The organism is Azotosporobacter soli, assembly GCF_030542965.1.
GTDB lineage: Bacteria > Bacillota > Negativicutes > SG130 > SG130 > Azotosporobacter > Azotosporobacter soli.
Window position 1 is genome coordinate 1 of the sequence record NZ_JAUAOA010000003.1, and the last position, 16416, is coordinate 16416.

The window sequence follows — 16416 nt, forward strand, 5'->3', positions numbered from 1 at the left end:
TTCGAGTTGTTGTCCCCATCTTAGAGGCAGGTTATCTACGCGTTACTCACCCGTTCGCCACTATTTGTTGTTCAACACCCAACCTTCAACTGAAGTGTTATCCTCTTTGATAACGCGTTCCCTCTTCGCTTTCGCTCATCGGTAACGCCTCCGCAAAGATTCGGTGTTAAACAACAAACCGTTCGACTTGCATGTGTTAGGCACGCCGCCAGCGTTCGTCCTGAGCCAGGATCAAACTCTCCATAAAATTATGAAGAAGCTTCATCAGCTCTTTATAACAAAAACATTATTGTTTGTTGAGTCATCATCACCGAAGCGATGACGTCTCCGCACATCTGGCTTTTCATTCTTTTCCACATTATTCAGTTTTCAAGGAGCACCACCGCTTTCGCGGCCGGAACATCAGTTTAGCACAGTCACTCGAACCATGTCAACTACTTGTTTCCGTTTTTCTTTTTCAGTTGCTGCCGCCGTTTGGCGACTTGCTTATGTTAACATTTCGTAGTCGCCGCTGTCAACCTTTTTTTCTCTTTTCTCAAAGAAACATTATAGCCAATAAAAACATATCCCGATCAGGAGGTATACCGCCATCAATTGGACTCCTTCCAGCCAATTGGATTGTCCGTCTCCGGCCACCCGATTGGCAATCCAGACAGCTACAAGAATCGACGCCACTTCTACATCGATAAAAACAATACTCATTGTCCTGTCAATTAACGCGCCAAGTATGACCAGCAACGGCATGACAAAAAGCAAGATCTGCAAACTGGATCCAACGGCAATTTCTATCGCCACATCCATCTTATTCTTCATCGCCATCCAAATTGCAGTGCTGTGTTCCGCTGCGTTGCCAACAATCGGGATCAGAATAATGCCGACAAAAAACTCGCTGATTCCCCACTCTTGCGTCACCGGAATGATCGAAGCAACGAGGAATTCGCTTTCCACAGCGATAATGATCGTCGTAGCGAGCAAGACTACGATAGCTTTTCGCACGCCCCACTGCCCTTCAAATTCTCCGCCATTCTCCTCTTCCTGTCGATAAAATTCTCGATGCGAGCCAAAAGAGAAGTACATCTTCAGCAAATATATCCCCAGCATGATAACTGCAATCAATAAACTAAGCGGTTCATATCTCCACGAATCGAGCGTTCCCGTTCCTACGCTGCGCAAGAAAATCGCCGGCACGCATAAGCCGATTGCGCCAAATGTCAGCATACTGCTCGACACTTCGACTAAATCAACATTGAACGTCTGTACCTTATGGCGCAGTCCACCAGCAAACATGCTCGCGCCCAGGACAAGCAGAATATTCCCCATCACAGAACCGGCAAGCGAAGCTTTTACCACATCATATAACCCTGCTTTCAGCGCAAAAAAGGCAATGATCAGTTCTGTTGCATTTCCGAACGTCGCATTGAGAAAACCACCCCACTGATAACCGACAACGTGCGCAATTTCCTCTGTCGCTATGCCCATATACATGGCCAATGGAATGATCGCCATACAGGAAGCGATAAATACAGTTGCCGACGACCAATGCAAGACTTCCGCTGCAATGCTCAGCGGCACTGCCAGCAGCAAAAATTTCATCATCATCATTTCACTCACTTCCCTTCGCTGCCGTTTCATTTCGCCTACGAAGCTGACGAGACCGCATTTTTTTATCCTTTGTCAATCGGATTGTGCAGCACTTTAACTCCATTCTTTCTATTTTTCTGCAAATATTTTACATATCCTTTTCGCTTCAACCTCTTTGCTCGATAAATGGCAAGATAAAGACCGGGCTTTCGCCCGGTCTTTATCTTGCCATTTTTTAATCGTTGTTTTTCATCCCCGCACGCAACATGGTGATCGAGGTATAAAGGATTACACAAACAACAACCCATTTCAAAATCTCAAGCGGCATTTCTTTAACGATGTACGCAGCGATCAGGACGCCGACCGATCCGGCAATCGTGATGGCAATCGAGGCTTTGATGTCATAAGCAGCTTCTTTGACGAATTTAATGCTCGCTGCCGGCATCAGGAATGCGCAGGAGCACATCATGATCGGAAATGCGACTTTCGGACTCATACCCAGTGCATAGACCAACGCCATGCATGGCGCGTACAGGCCGATACCGATTGTCATCAGCGCACCCAGGATGAAGTTGCCCACTACGCCAATGCCTAATTGAGCACCTTCCAGACCAATAGCTTCGCCGCCAACCGGCATCCACTTCAGTAAGCCGGCGACAAAGACGAACGCTACGATCATCAGCGCAATGCCCATGCCCATCTGTATTTTTTTCTCCGGCAGATGCGATACTATTCCCGCACCAAAAATTGCGCCAACCATGGAAGCGGCAACCATGGCAATTAACGTCGTCGGATCGACTTTAATAACGGTTATAAATATCAAGGCTTCCACTACAACCGGAATCGTCATGCTGACATTCAACGTACCGGGAATCAGACGATCCGGCACAAGGTCCATGGCTTTAAACATGGCTGTGGTCGGGGCAAAGCTACCGATACCGAGGGTATCAAAGAAGTTAGCAATGAAGCCTACACCAGAAAGTTTTCCCCAGCTCTTGTCAGACATTTGCTCCTTGTTCTTGGCAGCATGGCCGAAAAACACCACGCCGAACCAAGCAGTTACCAATACTAACGCTCCTTGGACCGCAGCAATAATTGACATACTGTCCCTCCTCTTTTTCTCTTATTCGTTCACCCTAACATAAATCCATGTTTTACCGGATCATTGGGATCGATGACAAATTGATTGAAACCCGTAATGTAGGCACTGCCGGTTATTTCCGGCACGACCGCTTGAAACTCGCCGACCATGGCTGTTTCTACCAAGCGACCTCTAAATAAAGTTCCGATAATGCTCTCGTATACAAACTCCTCCCCTAATTTTAAATGCCCTTTTGCATACAAAGTCGCCATTTTAGCACTGGTTCCCGTGCCGCATGGTGAACGGTCGGCCTGTCCTTCACCGAAGATAACCACATTTTTGTAGTTCGCCTCCGGATTTGTCGCTTTGTCATAAATCTCCACCAAATCAATCGTATTGATATGCGCCAGCGTCGGATGCTGAATCTGCAGTTGTTCATTTGCAGCCTTGCGAATCGCAAGTCCCAGTTTCGTCAGTTCGTCGATATTGCCCGGCGTTACTTCAAGCTTTAACTGCTCCGCATTCACAATCGCGAAAAAACTGCCGCCAAACGATACATCCAACGTGATTTCACCCAAACCTGGAACATTGACCTTGGCATCCTTTCGATAGAGAAACGCCGGTACATTGCGAATCGTCACCGATTTAACAACGCCATTCTCCACTTTTGCCCGTGCAGTGATAAGTCCCGCCGGCGCATCAAATTTAACGCTTGTTTCCGGTTCTACCGTCGGAACCATCCCGGTATCAATGGCTACCGTTACCGCTCCGATCGAACCATGACCGCACATATTAAGATAACCGCCGCCATCCATAAACACAATGCCAAAATCGGCATCTTCGTGCACCGGTCGGGTAATAATCGAACCGAACATGTCTTTATGCCCCCGCGGTTCATGCATTAGCGTTGTCCGCACATAATCAAGATTCTTTTCCAGATATTCTTTGATGTCTGCCATGGTTTTACCCGGAATGTTAGGCAGGCCGCCTACCACGATCCGCGTCGGTTCTCCCATCGTATGGGAATCCACCGCCATAATCGAACGGTCAAATTTCATAATGAACGCCTCCGTTTAATGGTAATCCGTTTCTTCAATATTTTCAGAGCTCTAATCACATCGGCGGCCTGGACGCCGTTGTCCTCCACCACCTCCGTTTCCATGCCCTGAAACGTCTTGTCCAAATCAACCAAGTCCTGCATATATTCATTTTCCACAACGAGTCCGTTCCCCTTGTAAGTCAGGCCGACTACCGGAATGCCTCGCCGCCCCACTTCTGCCATATGCGCCGCGAAGTCAACATGTTGGTTGCCAAAGCCTTCGACATGAATCAGAACGCCATCGACATTCATCGCTTCCGCCAACATTCCGATTCGTTTTGCAACATAGTCTTTGTCGCTGTTTTCTCCCGGGCTGCCCACTATGGCTACGCCAGCCAATTCAAGCTCCGGATCGCGCCTCGTCAATTCCAGTAAGGGATCGCGGAAATGATGCAGCGTAGTTTCTTTTGTCGATGGACTAACGCCCATTTCATCCCCTCCTATGTCATAGAACGAATCGCTCCATCCTTGATTTCATTCGCCGACAAAAGTACCGGCACATTGCCAAGATCGATAATCGACCGTCCACCTTGCACACCGCCCGGTTCCAAAGGCAAAAGCAATTTTTCATGCATCGCGCCCTGACCGCCAACCTGCTTTACTATCAGGATTCGCATCTTCCCCGGCTTTCTTTCATCCTGGTAAACAGTCTCACGCACCGCCTGCTCCAACGGCAAGCGCTTTAATTCCTGGCGTACCGCTGCTATGATCTGGTCACACGCCTGATGCGCCGCCAGAGGCCCGCGCCGTTCCATGCCGCTGCCCCGTTCAATCACCACATCGATGCGCAGAATGATGTCTTGCTGCCCTGGCGTTCCCGGCATGCCGAACCGTATCTTGCGATCCAGCCGCCCATGCGACGAGCCGAATTCCGCCACCTGTTTCCCATCTTCATCCACCCCGGTAAGAGCCACGACAACGCCGCTCAAACTGTACGTCACGCCTTCCCCCAAATCGCCTTGCACTTTAGTTGCGATCGGCAACAAATCCATGATCGTGTTCGTCATCACGTCACGTTTTTCCGGCGTTATGACATCAATTGTGATTTTCTTCACCAACGGGGTATGAAAAAGGACGCTCTTAGTCAATTCCTGATCCAAATATAAGGTATTGCCGCGAATCGCCGTCTCTGTACTCAATTCTATTCTATTGATCGAAAATTCGCAAATTTTCAGTGTGCGGAGTATTTGACTTTTTTGCGCGCCGTTTATTACTGCTTGTTTTTCCCGCTGTTCACGCGCAGCCTGTCTCGTCGATTCCATCAAGTGATCCGGCGCTTCCAGCGTCACACCTTTAGCCTGGGCTGCAGATAACTTAAACATGCTACCACCCTGCCCTCAGGCTCGGGTCGGGCGGCGCGTAGTGCACGCCGCCCGCCGGCCTGGATATTTTAGACCTTGGACTTATACTCGTATGGCAATGGTATGATCTTGCCAAAGGATTCAATCGTTTCCATCGCATGCAGCGTGTCTTTCAACACGCCGGTTTGCATCGGGATATCGTGCGGCGCCCCCACGTTGGCTCCCATCGGAACCAGCGGTGCGGAAACGCGCGGCGATCCCTGTTGTTTGGCTACCGGAGGCAGTGCGGCAATAATAATTGTAGGAATGCCGGCGGCCTCAATCGCTCTCTGCACAATCACGGCAGAGCGGTGACAGGTGCCTCAGCCAGCGGTTAGGAGCGCGATATCGACTTTGTCCTCTTTGAGGGCAGCCGCGATGGCCGGTCCTGTTTCCTCCTCGAATTTTTTTATGTTGCCGCCGCCACCCATAAAGCCGATGTGATGAGGCGCAACTTTGCCGATGAATCCTTCCGCAGCGAGTTCGCGGATTCGGTCAACGGCGAGCATCGCATTGATGTCTTTGTTAACATCGCTGTTATCGTAACCGCCATGAGTTACCATCAGCTCTTCCGTTTTGACATCGCAAGGAATCATGCGATACGTGAAATCGCCCGCTAAGGCAAAGGGATCCTGTGTCTTTAAGTGGACGCCGCCTGCAGTCAGCAAGGCTACGGTACAATCCTTGACCGCTTTGGTCATGACCGTGTAGACTGCCGGAGGCGTGATGGGCACGAATATTTCTGATTGCAAACCTTCTACAACCGAAAGCTTCATGTTTTCCCCTCCTCTTGTTTTATTATTTTTCTTCTTATTTCGAGGTTACGTTGACATAGCTGACGTAAAATTCTACTTCATCGCCGACTACCAGTGGCTTGTCGGTAAACACCATCCGCAGCGGAACGCTAAGCATTCCCAGTCGTCCGTTGATTTCAATTTTCACGCCAACTTCGGTTACCTCAACCAGTTTTCCATTGACCAGTCGGGGCGTCAGCTCTATGTCCATATTACTTCAACGCCGCATCGACAAGTTTTTGATTCCCCTCGATAACCGACTGTTCCCATTTGCGCCCCGGCCCCTTAATCTCAACGCCTGCCATTTTCGTCTTCAGCATCAGCAAGGCACGTTCGGCATCCCAGGGGCAAAGCGTATTGTCACCAAGGATTTCCGATTCGAAACCGCGATCGTTCTTGTTGAGATCGATCATCGAGTTCATGTACTTGTTGCCGACAACCAAAGCTCCTTGATAGGCGGAATAAGTAACGCCGACAACTGCAACACCACGTTTGCCGATTTGTTCAATGTGGCTGGCAAAATCGATATGATTGTTGCCGAAGCCTTCGGTCGTCACGATCGCGCCTTCTACGCCAAGCGCTTCGACAATCGCGCCGATCCGGCCGGATACATACATTTTCTCATCATTGATCTGCGGGCTTCCGACGAATACGACGCCCACCAGATCGATTTCTTCATCCTTTGCCATCAGATCGACCAACGGTTCGCGGAAGTAATGCCGGGTGTTTTCTTTCGATGCCGGACCAATGCAAGTCAGTGCATGCACGCCGCCGTCCCGCACTTCATTCGCCGACAGGACCACCGGTACATTGCCTAAATCGACGTTGGGACGACCGCCCATGATGCCTGCCGGTTCACTTGGTAAAATGACATTGTCATGCATCGCGCCCTGTCCCATGATTTCTTTGACCAAAACGACGCGCGGCCGGCCCAGTTTGCGGATATCTTGATATTCTTTCGTCTCTACTGCGCCTTCTGCCGGCAGTTTCTTCAATACTTCGCGGATTTCCTGAATGATCGTGTCGCATGCTTTATGCGCCGCGAACGGTCCGCGGCGTTCCATGCCGGTACCGGCTTGAATCGTCGTCATGACCCGTACGATGATATCCGCTTTATCCGGACAGCCCGGACGGTCATAGCGGATTTTTTCATCCATGTATCCTTCACAGGAACCGAATTCGTGTACCTGCATGCCGCTTTCATCCACACCGGTCAAAAGCACTACAACGCCGACCAGTGAATGGCTGACGCCTTCGCCCAGCTCGCCTTCCACCTTGGTCGCCATCGGAATGACGTCCATGATCGTCGGCGTATAAATATGCTGGTTGTCCGGCGTAACAATATCGAGTTCAATCTTCTTCACTAGCGGATCGGCTTTAAGAGCCTCCTGGCAAAGCGCCTTGCGAATCGTCAGTACGCCGTTTTCAAAAGCGGTCGCGTCGCCAAGCTGAACCTTGTTCACCTTGTACTCACGCTCGATCAGCGTGCGCAACACTTTGTTCTCGGTTTTCACTACAGCGGTTTCCGGTGCGAGCGCAGCTTGGCTCGCCGAAGCCGCAGGAGCATTGCCGCTCATGACGACTGCCGGAAATTCGAGGTTGATGCCTTTGCCTTCTTCGATATGAATGCGAATCATTCCGCCGGATGACATGGTCGCGGCCGCTGGCTGCTGCACCTGCGGAGCGCTTGTTTCCGGCGCCGCCTTTACTTTTGCCGCAGGAGCCTCTCCTGCCATCTCCTGCATGCCTTCCAGAAATTCACCGGTCAGCGGCGTCAATGCGTCAACCGTCTTTGTCAGTTTCGCTCCGATGACCTGGCCAATCTTAGCCACATTTGCAGGCAGCGTCAAAAGCCCCGAATCTTCAAGATCCGGGAAAATGCCCGGGTCTTCCAAGTCGGCAGGACTGATGACCGTACCGGCAGTTGTCAGACAGCAAACCACTGCCGGATCATTCTTGTGCTCTGCCGCAGTTTCCTTGGTAATCGACATCGTTTATACCTCCTTCTGCTTTCCTATTCCTCCGTCTTCAAGCGCCTTACAAGGCGATGTCCCACCGTCCGCATGACATGGTCGGTATGGTGATATACGGGGATTTTTAATTTCGGAGCTACGCCCATGACCGTATTGGTACAGTCGCTGCAATTGCTGACCAGTACCACTTCAGCTCCAGCCTTTTTCAATTTAAGGATTTTTTCCGCTTGCCCCGGGCAATTGCCGGGATTTTCGCACTTAATGGCATTTTTTACATCCATCACCTGTTTACAGCGCTGTACGCCGACAACCGGCGCTCCCATCTTATCGGCCAGTTCCCGCAGGCGTGTTTCATTAGCGCCGCAGGCACAGACCAAAAGCCCCATCTTGCGTCTTTCATTCGGTAAAGGCATGGTAACGATGATGCCGCCGCTGGTTTTGGTGACAACCGCGTTTAAATCGACACTCTGTCCTGTAAACGGCCCGCCCATAATGATTTCGCCATAAGCTCCATCAATGCCGCCTGCCTGTTCGATCAATGCCCTGATTGGAGTACCGATTGCAACATTCTCAAACACCATCGATTGACGGCCGTTTTTCAATTGACCGACTACCGTCAAACTCTTGCTTAGTACCGGTTTTTTCAATTCGACTGCTTCGCAGATTTTCACAAGAGTCTCCACATTGCTGATCACGGCTTGCGCTGCCGACGGCAGCTGATCCGGAGCCAAGACCACGCCAAGGATTTCACGGACGATGGCTCTCTCCTCACCCATTGGATACATATCCGGCAACGTTTTCACTTCGATACGCGGATCATCAATCACCGCATTCAACGCGGCTACCGCATCCTTATTCTTGGCCTTAACGGCAAAAATCCCCTTCGCCGCCCGGGTCGCTTCCATTGCATACTTGAGTCCGCGATACATCGTGGCCGCCTGCTCCTTCATCTGCTTCACATTATGTTTCAGCAGCGGCTCGCATTCGACGCCGTTAGCAATGACCACGCCGCCCTGCAAATCAATGTTCATCTTGACATGCGTCGGAAATCCGGCGCCGCCCATTCCCACAATTCCTGCTTCGGCAATCATCTCAACGATAGTGCCCTCTTTAATCGGCACGAACGTATTCGGTTGGTTATCCGCCGCTTCAATCGTGATTTCTGTTTCCGTGATACCTACGACCTTCCCTTTTACGCTGGCATGAATCTTAGCGCCAAGTTTCGGCGGCGTCGCAATCAGTTGCCCCCGTTCCACCTGATCGCCGACCGCGACGACAGGCGTACACGGTGCGCCGATATGCTGCTGCAAGCGCAGTTGATATAACTTGCTCATCTCTCCATCTCACCTCCTTCACTATACCCCGCTTATACATAACGCAATTATCATGCCAACTCCTTTTTACTTTGCAAATTTAGCTGTTTTATGGCATTTTCGCATTTTTTCTCTCACTTTACCGCTTTTTTCACCCCTATCCATTTACTCACTATTTTTAAGCTAAATATTTTATCTATCGTTGTTTTTTAACTTATCTGATTATTGTAAAAAAACCGTCAGCATTCTGACACTTTTTTCTAATTTATTCCTTTAGACAAGCTTCTATTCCCTATTTTTTCTAGAAAAAGAAAGAAGTGTCCAATAAACTGACACGCGTCAATTTATTGGACACTTCTAAGCTATGCATTGCTTTTTTTCGTTTCCATCTTTTGTAATTTATAATAAAGCGTGCTTCTTGGTATGTCAAGTATTTTCGCCGCTTTGGCCTTATTGTTCCCAGCGGCTTCGAGCGCTCGCATAATCGCCTGCTGTTCCGCCGCAAACAAGGTCTCTTCCAGTTTTAACAATGTCTTAAACTGCGCAGCCAGTTCCGGCTTTTCGCCATCCTCCAGGCGCTGCAGATTTTCCAAGACCATCGGCAACTGCTTTGCCGATATCGAATTCCCATCCGCTAGTACGACCAGACGCTCCATAACATTTTTCAATTCGCGCACATTGCCCGGCCAGTGATAGTGGCGCAGAATCGCCGTCACTTCAGGATCGATGCGGTCAATAATTCGGTTATTGAGCACCGAATAACGCTTAAGATAAAAATCGATCAGGAGCGGAATGTCATCCGGACGTTCTCGCAGCGCCGGTATCTTTAACGTGAAAACGTTCAGACGGTAATAGAGATCCTTGCGAAAAGTTCCCTGCGACAGCATGGAGACAAGCGCTCGGTTCGTCGCAGCAATCACCCGCACATCCACCTTGATCGGCTTCACGCCGCCAACCCGGTAAAATTCCTGACTTTCCAAGACCCTAAGCAATTTCGACTGCATCTCAAGCGGCAATTCGCCAATCTCATCGAGAAAAATCGTTCCGCCATTGGCAATTTCGAATTTACCCTGCTTGCCTTTTTTATTGGCGCCGGTAAAGGCGCCGGCTTCATAGCCGAACAATTCACTTTCCATCAGCATAGCCGGAATCGAACTGCAATCGACAACCACAAACGGACGTTCCTTACGCATGCTTTCGCCGTGAATCGCCTGGGCAAACAAATCCTTGCCCGTACCGCTTTCACCAACGATCATCACTGACGCATCGCTTTCCGCAACACGTTGCGCCAGCATGATCAGATCGTACATCAGCTTGCTCTTGTACAGCACTTTTTGAAAGCCGCTCTTGCCATGAATCGTCTGAATGATTTCTTCCGCATATTCCAAGTACTTAATCCGGTTCTTCGCCTCTTCCAGCTCATTGCTAATCCTACGAATTTCCGTGATGTCCTGATCGATCGAAACGGCGCCGATCAGTGCATCATTCTCATAGATTGGAATAGAGCTGATCATGACCACATTGCCTTCGCGCGGTCGATGTTCGACATATTCAACTGCTTTGCGTTGCTGCAGAACTTTCAGACATAATGCATTCGGGAAAAAGGTATGTACCGTTTTTCCGACGATTTCTCCTCTTTTGATCCCGTATGTCGCTTCGAAGCTCTTATTGATATAAGTAACTACCGCGTCTTTATCAACAACGCATATTGCTTCATTGATATTTTCTAAAACCTGTTCAAAGGATATTCGCAAAGGCGTCTGCATCATCAGCTGATTGCTCCCCTCTCTGCCGCATCCGTCGGAACTATTTCGCCTTGGCAGCTTGGTATTCTGCCACTTTAGCAAAAGCAACTTCCGCCGCTTGCAGTGTCCGTTCGATTTCAGTTTCTCCATGTGCATAGGACATGAAGCAGGTTTCAAATTGTGACGGCGACAGGTAGATTCCCTGTTCAAGCATTGCATGGAAATAGACATTGAACGCGCCGACATCCGAAGTCTTTGCGGTCTCATAGTCATATACCGCTTTGTCATTGAAGAAGATGCCGAACATACCGCCAATGGCATGTGCCTGAACGATCACGCCCTGCTTTTGTGCAGCGCGCTGCAAGCCGGTCGCCAACTTCAGCGACATGGCGGTGACTTTTTCGTACAATCCTTTTGTCTCGATCAATAGCTGCAATGTTTTTGCACCCGCCGACATTGCCAGAGGATTGCCGCTTAACGTGCCCGCCTGATATACCGCGCCAAGCGGCGCAATCTGTTCCATGATTTCACGGCGTCCGCCATAAGCGCCGACCGGCAGACCGCCGCCAATGATCTTACTGAGGCAGGTCAGATCCGGCTTAATGCCGAATACGGCTTGGCAGCCGCCAAGCGCAACGCGAAACCCGGTCATGACTTCATCAAAGATCAAAAGAGCGCCATAGCGCGCGGTGATTTCCCTTACGAATTGCAGATACCCTTCCTGCGGCAGAATCAGTCCCATATTGCCCGGCACGGCTTCAATGATCACTGCAGCAATATCACCGCCGTCCTTTGCAAAGACTTCTTCCATCGCCGCCTTGTCATTAAAGGCGACGGTCAGCGTATTTCCGGCAATGCTGGCCGGAACACCAGGGCTGTCCGGCACGCCGTATGTCATTGCGCCCGAACCGGCTTTGACGAGCAGACTGTCATGATGACCATGGTAGCAGCCGGCAAATTTGACGATTTTATTCCGTTTTGTATACGCCCGCGCCAGACGCAGCGCACTCATAGTCGCTTCCGTGCCGGAGTTGACCATGCGCACCATTTCCATTGACGGGATCGCTTTGTTGACAAGTTTGGCCAGTACCGTTTCCACTAGAGTCGGCGCGCCAAAACTGGTGCCGTTATCCACTGCCTCATGAATCGCCGCAATGACTTTCGGATGGGCATGACCGAGAATCATCGGCCCCCAGGATAAGACATAGTCGATATATTCATTGCCGTCCACATCGTAAATCCGGCAGCCTTGACCGCGTTCGATGAAACGGGGCGTTCCGCCGACACTGCCGAATGAACGCACCGGACTGTTGACGCCGCCGGGAATATATTGTTTCGCCTCGGAAAAAGCCTCTGCTGATTGCTGTACTTTCATGTTTATCGCTCCTCTTCGCAGCAAACAGCCGCCCTTCGGCCGGCTGTTTGCTCTTTTTTATTAGAGTTGTTTAAATAACGCCTGAACATCGCTCAGGTACGTATCGACATCGATCAAATGCACCTCGCCCGTCTTACGCACACGGCATTCGACTTTATTTTCCTTCAGCGCCTTTGGTCCAATCGTAATGCGCAGCGGATAACCGATCAGGTCGGCATCCTTGAATTTAACGCCGGCACGATCGTCGCGGTCGTCAAGTACCGTCTCCAGGCCGGCTGCATTCAATTCTTTGTACATTTTTTCCGCAATCGTCCGTTGCGCCTCATCGGCGATGCTGACCGGAACGATAATCACATGGTACGGCGCAATCGCAACCGGCCAGATGATGCCGTCCTTGTCGTTGTTCTGCTCGATCGAAGCCGCCATCGTACGACCGACGCCGATGCCGTAACAGCCCATAACCATCGGCTTTTCTTCGCCGTTTTCATCGACAAAGATTGTATTCAGCTTTGCGCTGTATTTTGTCTGCAATTTAAAAATATGTCCGACCTCAATACCGCGCTTAATATCCACTGGCGCACCGCAACGCGGGCAGGGATCGCCCTTACGAATCAAGCGGATATCCGCTACAATATTGGGTTTGAAATCTCTTCCCGGATTGACGTTGATATAATGATGATCAAGTTTATTAGCGCCGCACTCGGTATTGCACATGTTCATAACCGTATTGTCAGCAACGACGATCGTTTCCTTGCTGATGCCGATCGGTCCCAGATAGCCGCCCGCACTGCCCATCAGGTCATTGATGACGGTCGCATCCGCCATGTTCAGGAACAGACAATCCAATTTATTCTTCAATTTAATTTCGTTAACTTCGTGATCGCCGCGCACCAAAGCCAGGATCGGACCTTTGTCCGAATAAAAGGCCAACGCTTTAATCGCATGTTCCGGTTTAAAGCCTAAGAATTCAGCGACTTCTTCCATCGTCTTGCAATTCGGCGTATTGACGATTTCCAGTTCCTTCATGGGTTCTTTTGTCGCTTCAATCGGATGCATTTCAGCCCGCTCGGTATTGGCGCCGTAATTGCATTCGTCGCAGAAACAAACATCGTCTTCACCGGAATTGGCCAGCACCATGAATTCATGCGAACCGCTGCCGCCGATTGCGCCGGAGTCGGCTTCTACCGCACGATACGTCAAACCGCAGCGGGTAAAGATGCGGCTGTATGCATCATGCATATCCCAGTAACTCTTGTTCAAGCCTTCATCATCCCGGTCGAACGAGTAAAGGTCTTTCATGATGAACTCGCGTCCGCGCATCAGGCCGAAGCGCGGGCGGATTTCGTCGCGAAACTTGTCTTGGATCTGGTATAGCATAATCGGCAACTGGCGATAGGAACGAACATCCTGACGCACCAGCGTTGTGATCATTTCTTCATGCGTCGGTCCAAGACAAAAGTCGCGACCGTGACGATCCTTCAAACGAAACATTTCGTCGCCATAAACATCCCAACGCCCGGTTTCCTGCCAGAGTTCCGCCGGTTGTGCAATCGGCATCATTAATTCCTGGCCGCCTTTTGCGTCCATTTCCTCACGGATGATTTGCGATACTTTACGCAATACCCGCCAGGCTAAAGGCAGGTAATTATAAATGCCAGGCGCCACTTTGCGGATCATTCCGGCCCGCAACATCAGCTGATGGCTTACAACTTCGGCGTCTGCCGGTGTTTCTCTCAGGGTGGGAGCATACAGGTGTGATACTCTCATTTGTCTTCCTCCTCTTACTGTTCGCACCTTGACCGTCGCCAGCCAAAATACACCAATGAAATTATTATAACAAAAAAAATGCTTCGCTAACAGCTAGTTTCCGTTTTCGTTAAGATTTTAGATATATTGTAGAAGGGAAGATCTTTATACTGCCAAAACTCGTCCCTCTTTCTTTTTTCTTCAAATCTTCATGTTGAAACACCATCGCGTCCCTGCAAGCACGCGCAGCGCTCCGCTTCGCCCATTGACAAAGACAGACGACCTCACGGCCGTCTGTCTGGTTCGCTTACTCTTTATGACGCATGTGCGGGAACAGCAGAACGTCGCGGATGGAGTGACTGTCGGTCAAGAACATCACCAGACGATCAATGCCGATGCCCAGTCCGCCCGTAGGCGGCAGACCGTGTTCCAAAGCCGTTACATAATCCCGATCCATCATATGCGCTTCATCATCACCAGACTCGCGCTGTTCAACCTGACCTTGGAAACGTTCTTCCTGATCGATCGGGTCATTCAGTTCAGAGAACCCGTTGGCAACTTCGCGCCCGAAGATAAACGCTTCAAAGCGATCGGTAATTTCCGGATTTTCTTTGTTGCGCTTAGCCAATGGTGATATCTCGGTCGGATGACCCATGACGAAAGTCGGTTGGATCAGTTTTGCTTCCGCCACTTCTTCGAAGACATTATTCACAATGCCGCCGATGCCTTGCTTCTTTTCATATTTTACGCCAAGCTGATCCGCCAGCTTACGCGCTTCTGCCAAATCTTTCACATTGCGGAAATCAACTCCGGAATATTTTAAAATCGCATCCGGCATTGTAATTCGATTCCAAGGCGGAGCCAATTCAATATCCTGTCCCTGGTAAGTAATCTTAGTCGTCCCTAAGACTTCCTGCGCAATTCCGGCAACCACTTCTTCAGTCAAACGCATCAGATCTTCATGATCTGCATAAGCCTGATACAGCTCTACCATAGTGAATTCCGGATTATGTTTAATTGAAATTCCTTCGTTACGGAACACGCGACCCAGTTCATAAACGCGTTCAAAACCGCCGACAATCAGTCGCTTCAGATACAGTTCCGGCGCAATCCGCATATAGAGCTTCATATCCAGCGCGTTGTGATGGGTAACAAACGGACGCGCCGCCGCCCCGCCGGCGATCGGATGCAGAATCGGCGTCTCCACTTCTAGGAAGTTGCGTCCGTCAAGAATATTGCGCAGTGTTTTTAAAATCTTACTGCGCGCAATAAACGTCTTTTGCACATCCGGATTGACAACCAGATCCAGATAACGCTGACGGTAACGTGTTTCCACGTCTTTTAAGCCATGCCATTTTTCCGGCAAGGGTCTAAGCGCCTTGGATAAGATTTCAAAGGATGCCACCTTGATGCTGATTTCGCCTTTTTGCGTACGGAACACTTGCCCGGTAACGCCAAGAATATCGCCGATATCCGCCAGTTGTAATATTTCATACGCCTCTTCGCCAAGTGCATCCTGGCGCAGATAAATTTGAATCTTGCCGCTCATGTCCTGAACATGTGCAAACGTCGTTTTGCCATGACCGCGTACGGTCATCATGCGACCGGCCAGACTCACGGTTTGTCCTTCCAGCGTTTCAAACTCCGCTACAATCTCGGCCGCATGATGCGTTACATCATAACGACGGCCAAACGGCTCCAAGCCTTTTTCCGTCAGTGCAGCCATTTTTTCGCGCCGCACTTTCATTTGTTCGTTTAATTCTTCCGGTTGCCCGGATGTCGTAGTATTCTCTGCCATATTACCGTCTCCTACTCACGCTCGATATCTATGATCTCATACTGCAAAATTCCTGCAGGTACATTCACTTCGATGACGCTGCCGACTTTCTGTCCCAAGATCGCTTCGCCGACCGGCGATTCATTCGAAATTTTCAACTCGGACGGATCCGCTTCTGCCGATCCGACGAGCGTGTATTTCAGCTTGTCGCCATATTCCAAGTCTTTCAAAGTGACCGTACAGCCAAGGGCGACCATTTCAGTGCCGATTGCCGCACCATCCAGTACTTTACTGTTGCGCAGCATTTTCTCCAGCGTCAGGATCTCGCCTTCGATGAAAGCCTGTTCGTTCTTAGCATCCTCATATTCCGAGTTTTCGCTAATGTCGCCAAATTCAATCGCTTGTTTGATCCGTTCTGCTACTTCACGACGACGTATCGCCTTAAGATATTCCAGCTTGGTCTCGATTTTTTTCAAGCCTTCCGCAGTTAGGATGACTTCCTTTTCTGCCATCTGTTCCAGCTCCCCTTTTGCTCGTAATTCATAATCACTTCTGCTGTCATTTACAATATAAAGTTGTTTGGCTGCCTATA

At 50.0% G+C, this 16416-nt stretch carries 15 protein-coding genes and 1 rRNA gene; all 16 read right to left on the bottom strand.

Features of this window, described 5'->3' with window-relative positions; all coding sequences use genetic code 11:
- Nucleotides 1-247 (bottom strand): 16S ribosomal RNA (locus QTL79_RS03865); the annotation flags it as partial.
- A 299-nt stretch (nt 248-546) separates the two neighbouring features.
- Nucleotides 547-1632, bottom strand: coding sequence for a calcium/proton exchanger (gene cax / locus QTL79_RS03870; RefSeq protein ID WP_346353633.1), 1086 nt, complete (start codon nt 1630-1632; stop codon nt 547-549).
- 184 nt (nt 1633-1816) lie between these two features.
- The gene (locus QTL79_RS03875; protein ID WP_346353634.1) at nt 1817-2683 is read right to left on the bottom strand and encodes a sulfite exporter TauE/SafE family protein; all 867 of its coding nucleotides are present in this window, start codon (nt 2681-2683) and stop codon (nt 1817-1819) included.
- 29 nt (nt 2684-2712) lie between these two features.
- The gene (locus QTL79_RS03880) at nt 2713-3720 is read right to left on the bottom strand and encodes a proline racemase (protein ID WP_346353635.1); all 1008 of its coding nucleotides are present in this window, start codon (nt 3718-3720) and stop codon (nt 2713-2715) included.
- Nucleotides 3717-4190, bottom strand: coding sequence for a glycine/sarcosine/betaine reductase component B subunit (locus QTL79_RS03885; RefSeq protein WP_346353636.1), 474 nt, complete (start codon nt 4188-4190; stop codon nt 3717-3719). Before QTL79_RS03885 ends, QTL79_RS03880 begins: the two co-directional genes overlap by 4 nt.
- An 11-nt stretch (nt 4191-4201) precedes the next feature.
- The gene (locus QTL79_RS03890; RefSeq protein WP_346353637.1) at nt 4202-5083 is read right to left on the bottom strand and encodes a proline reductase cluster protein PrdD; all 882 of its coding nucleotides are present in this window, start codon (nt 5081-5083) and stop codon (nt 4202-4204) included.
- A gap of 68 nt (nt 5084-5151) precedes the next feature.
- The gene (locus QTL79_RS17945) at nt 5152-5397 is read right to left on the bottom strand and encodes a hypothetical protein (protein ID WP_487249738.1); all 246 of its coding nucleotides are present in this window, start codon (nt 5395-5397) and stop codon (nt 5152-5154) included.
- A gap of 27 nt (nt 5398-5424) precedes the next feature.
- Nucleotides 5425-5877, bottom strand: coding sequence for a glycine/sarcosine/betaine reductase selenoprotein B family protein (locus QTL79_RS17950; RefSeq protein ID WP_487249739.1), 453 nt, complete (start codon nt 5875-5877; stop codon nt 5425-5427).
- 34 nt (nt 5878-5911) lie between these two features.
- Nucleotides 5912-6106 (bottom strand): CBO2463/CBO2479 domain-containing protein, encoded by a 195-nt coding sequence (locus QTL79_RS03900; protein ID WP_346353639.1) that lies wholly within the window; start codon nt 6104-6106, stop codon nt 5912-5914.
- 1 nt (nt 6107) lies between these two features.
- Entirely contained in the window at nt 6108-7886 is a 1779-nt protein-coding gene (gene prdA, locus QTL79_RS03905; RefSeq protein WP_346353640.1) for a D-proline reductase (dithiol) proprotein PrdA, read from the bottom strand.
- 23 nt (nt 7887-7909) lie between these two features.
- A complete protein-coding gene (prdC, locus tag QTL79_RS03910) occupies nt 7910-9202 on the bottom strand; it encodes a proline reductase-associated electron transfer protein PrdC (RefSeq protein WP_346353641.1) in 1293 nt (430 codons plus the stop codon).
- 341 nt (nt 9203-9543) lie between these two features.
- Entirely contained in the window at nt 9544-10950 is a 1407-nt protein-coding gene (locus tag QTL79_RS03915; protein ID WP_346353642.1) for a sigma-54 interaction domain-containing protein, read from the bottom strand.
- A gap of 37 nt (nt 10951-10987) precedes the next feature.
- Nucleotides 10988-12301, bottom strand: coding sequence for a glutamate-1-semialdehyde 2,1-aminomutase (hemL, locus tag QTL79_RS03920; RefSeq protein ID WP_428845455.1), 1314 nt, complete (start codon nt 12299-12301; stop codon nt 10988-10990).
- Between the two features lie 60 nt (nt 12302-12361).
- Nucleotides 12362-14068: a proline--tRNA ligase gene (locus QTL79_RS03925; protein ID WP_346353643.1), complete on the bottom strand. Its 1707-nt coding sequence runs from the start codon at nt 14066-14068 to the stop codon at nt 12362-12364.
- A gap of 286 nt (nt 14069-14354) precedes the next feature.
- The gene (gene lysS / locus QTL79_RS03930) at nt 14355-15845 is read right to left on the bottom strand and encodes a lysine--tRNA ligase (RefSeq protein ID WP_346353644.1); all 1491 of its coding nucleotides are present in this window, start codon (nt 15843-15845) and stop codon (nt 14355-14357) included.
- Between the two features lie 11 nt (nt 15846-15856).
- A complete protein-coding gene (gene greA / locus QTL79_RS03935) occupies nt 15857-16336 on the bottom strand; it encodes a transcription elongation factor GreA (RefSeq protein WP_346353645.1) in 480 nt (159 codons plus the stop codon).
- Nucleotides 16337-16416 lie beyond the last annotated feature (80 nt).

Excerpts from the sequence above, each read along its gene's own strand:
- QTL79_RS03900 (WP_346353639.1), bottom strand. The coding sequence starts at position 6,106 with ATGGACATAGAGCTGACGCCCCGACTGGTCAATGGAAAACTGGTTGAG.
- greA (WP_346353645.1), bottom strand. The coding sequence starts at position 16,336 with ATGGCAGAAAAGGAAGTCATCCTAACTGCGGAAGGCTTGAAAAAAATC.
- QTL79_RS03925 (WP_346353643.1), bottom strand. The coding sequence starts at position 14,068 with ATGAGAGTATCACACCTGTATGCTCCCACCCTGAGAGAAACACCGGCA.
- prdA (WP_346353640.1), bottom strand. The coding sequence starts at position 7,886 with ATGTCGATTACCAAGGAAACTGCGGCAGAGCACAAGAATGATCCGGCA.
- QTL79_RS03915 (WP_346353642.1), bottom strand. The coding sequence starts at position 10,950 with ATGATGCAGACGCCTTTGCGAATATCCTTTGAACAGGTTTTAGAAAAT.
- QTL79_RS03875 (WP_346353634.1), bottom strand. The coding sequence starts at position 2,683 with ATGTCAATTATTGCTGCGGTCCAAGGAGCGTTAGTATTGGTAACTGCT.
- QTL79_RS03880 (WP_346353635.1), bottom strand. The coding sequence starts at position 3,720 with ATGAAATTTGACCGTTCGATTATGGCGGTGGATTCCCATACGATGGGA.
- QTL79_RS03885 (WP_346353636.1), bottom strand. The coding sequence starts at position 4,190 with ATGGGCGTTAGTCCATCGACAAAAGAAACTACGCTGCATCATTTCCGC.
- lysS (WP_346353644.1), bottom strand. The coding sequence starts at position 15,845 with ATGGCAGAGAATACTACGACATCCGGGCAACCGGAAGAATTAAACGAA.
- cax (WP_346353633.1), bottom strand. The coding sequence starts at position 1,632 with ATGAAACGGCAGCGAAGGGAAGTGAGTGAAATGATGATGATGAAATTT.
- hemL (WP_428845455.1), bottom strand. The coding sequence starts at position 12,301 with ATGAAAGTACAGCAATCAGCAGAGGCTTTTTCCGAGGCGAAACAATAT.
- QTL79_RS17950 (WP_487249739.1), bottom strand. The coding sequence starts at position 5,877 with ATGAAGCTTTCGGTTGTAGAAGGTTTGCAATCAGAAATATTCGTGCCC.
- QTL79_RS03890 (WP_346353637.1), bottom strand. The coding sequence starts at position 5,083 with ATGTTTAAGTTATCTGCAGCCCAGGCTAAAGGTGTGACGCTGGAAGCG.
- prdC (WP_346353641.1), bottom strand. The coding sequence starts at position 9,202 with ATGAGCAAGTTATATCAACTGCGCTTGCAGCAGCATATCGGCGCACCG.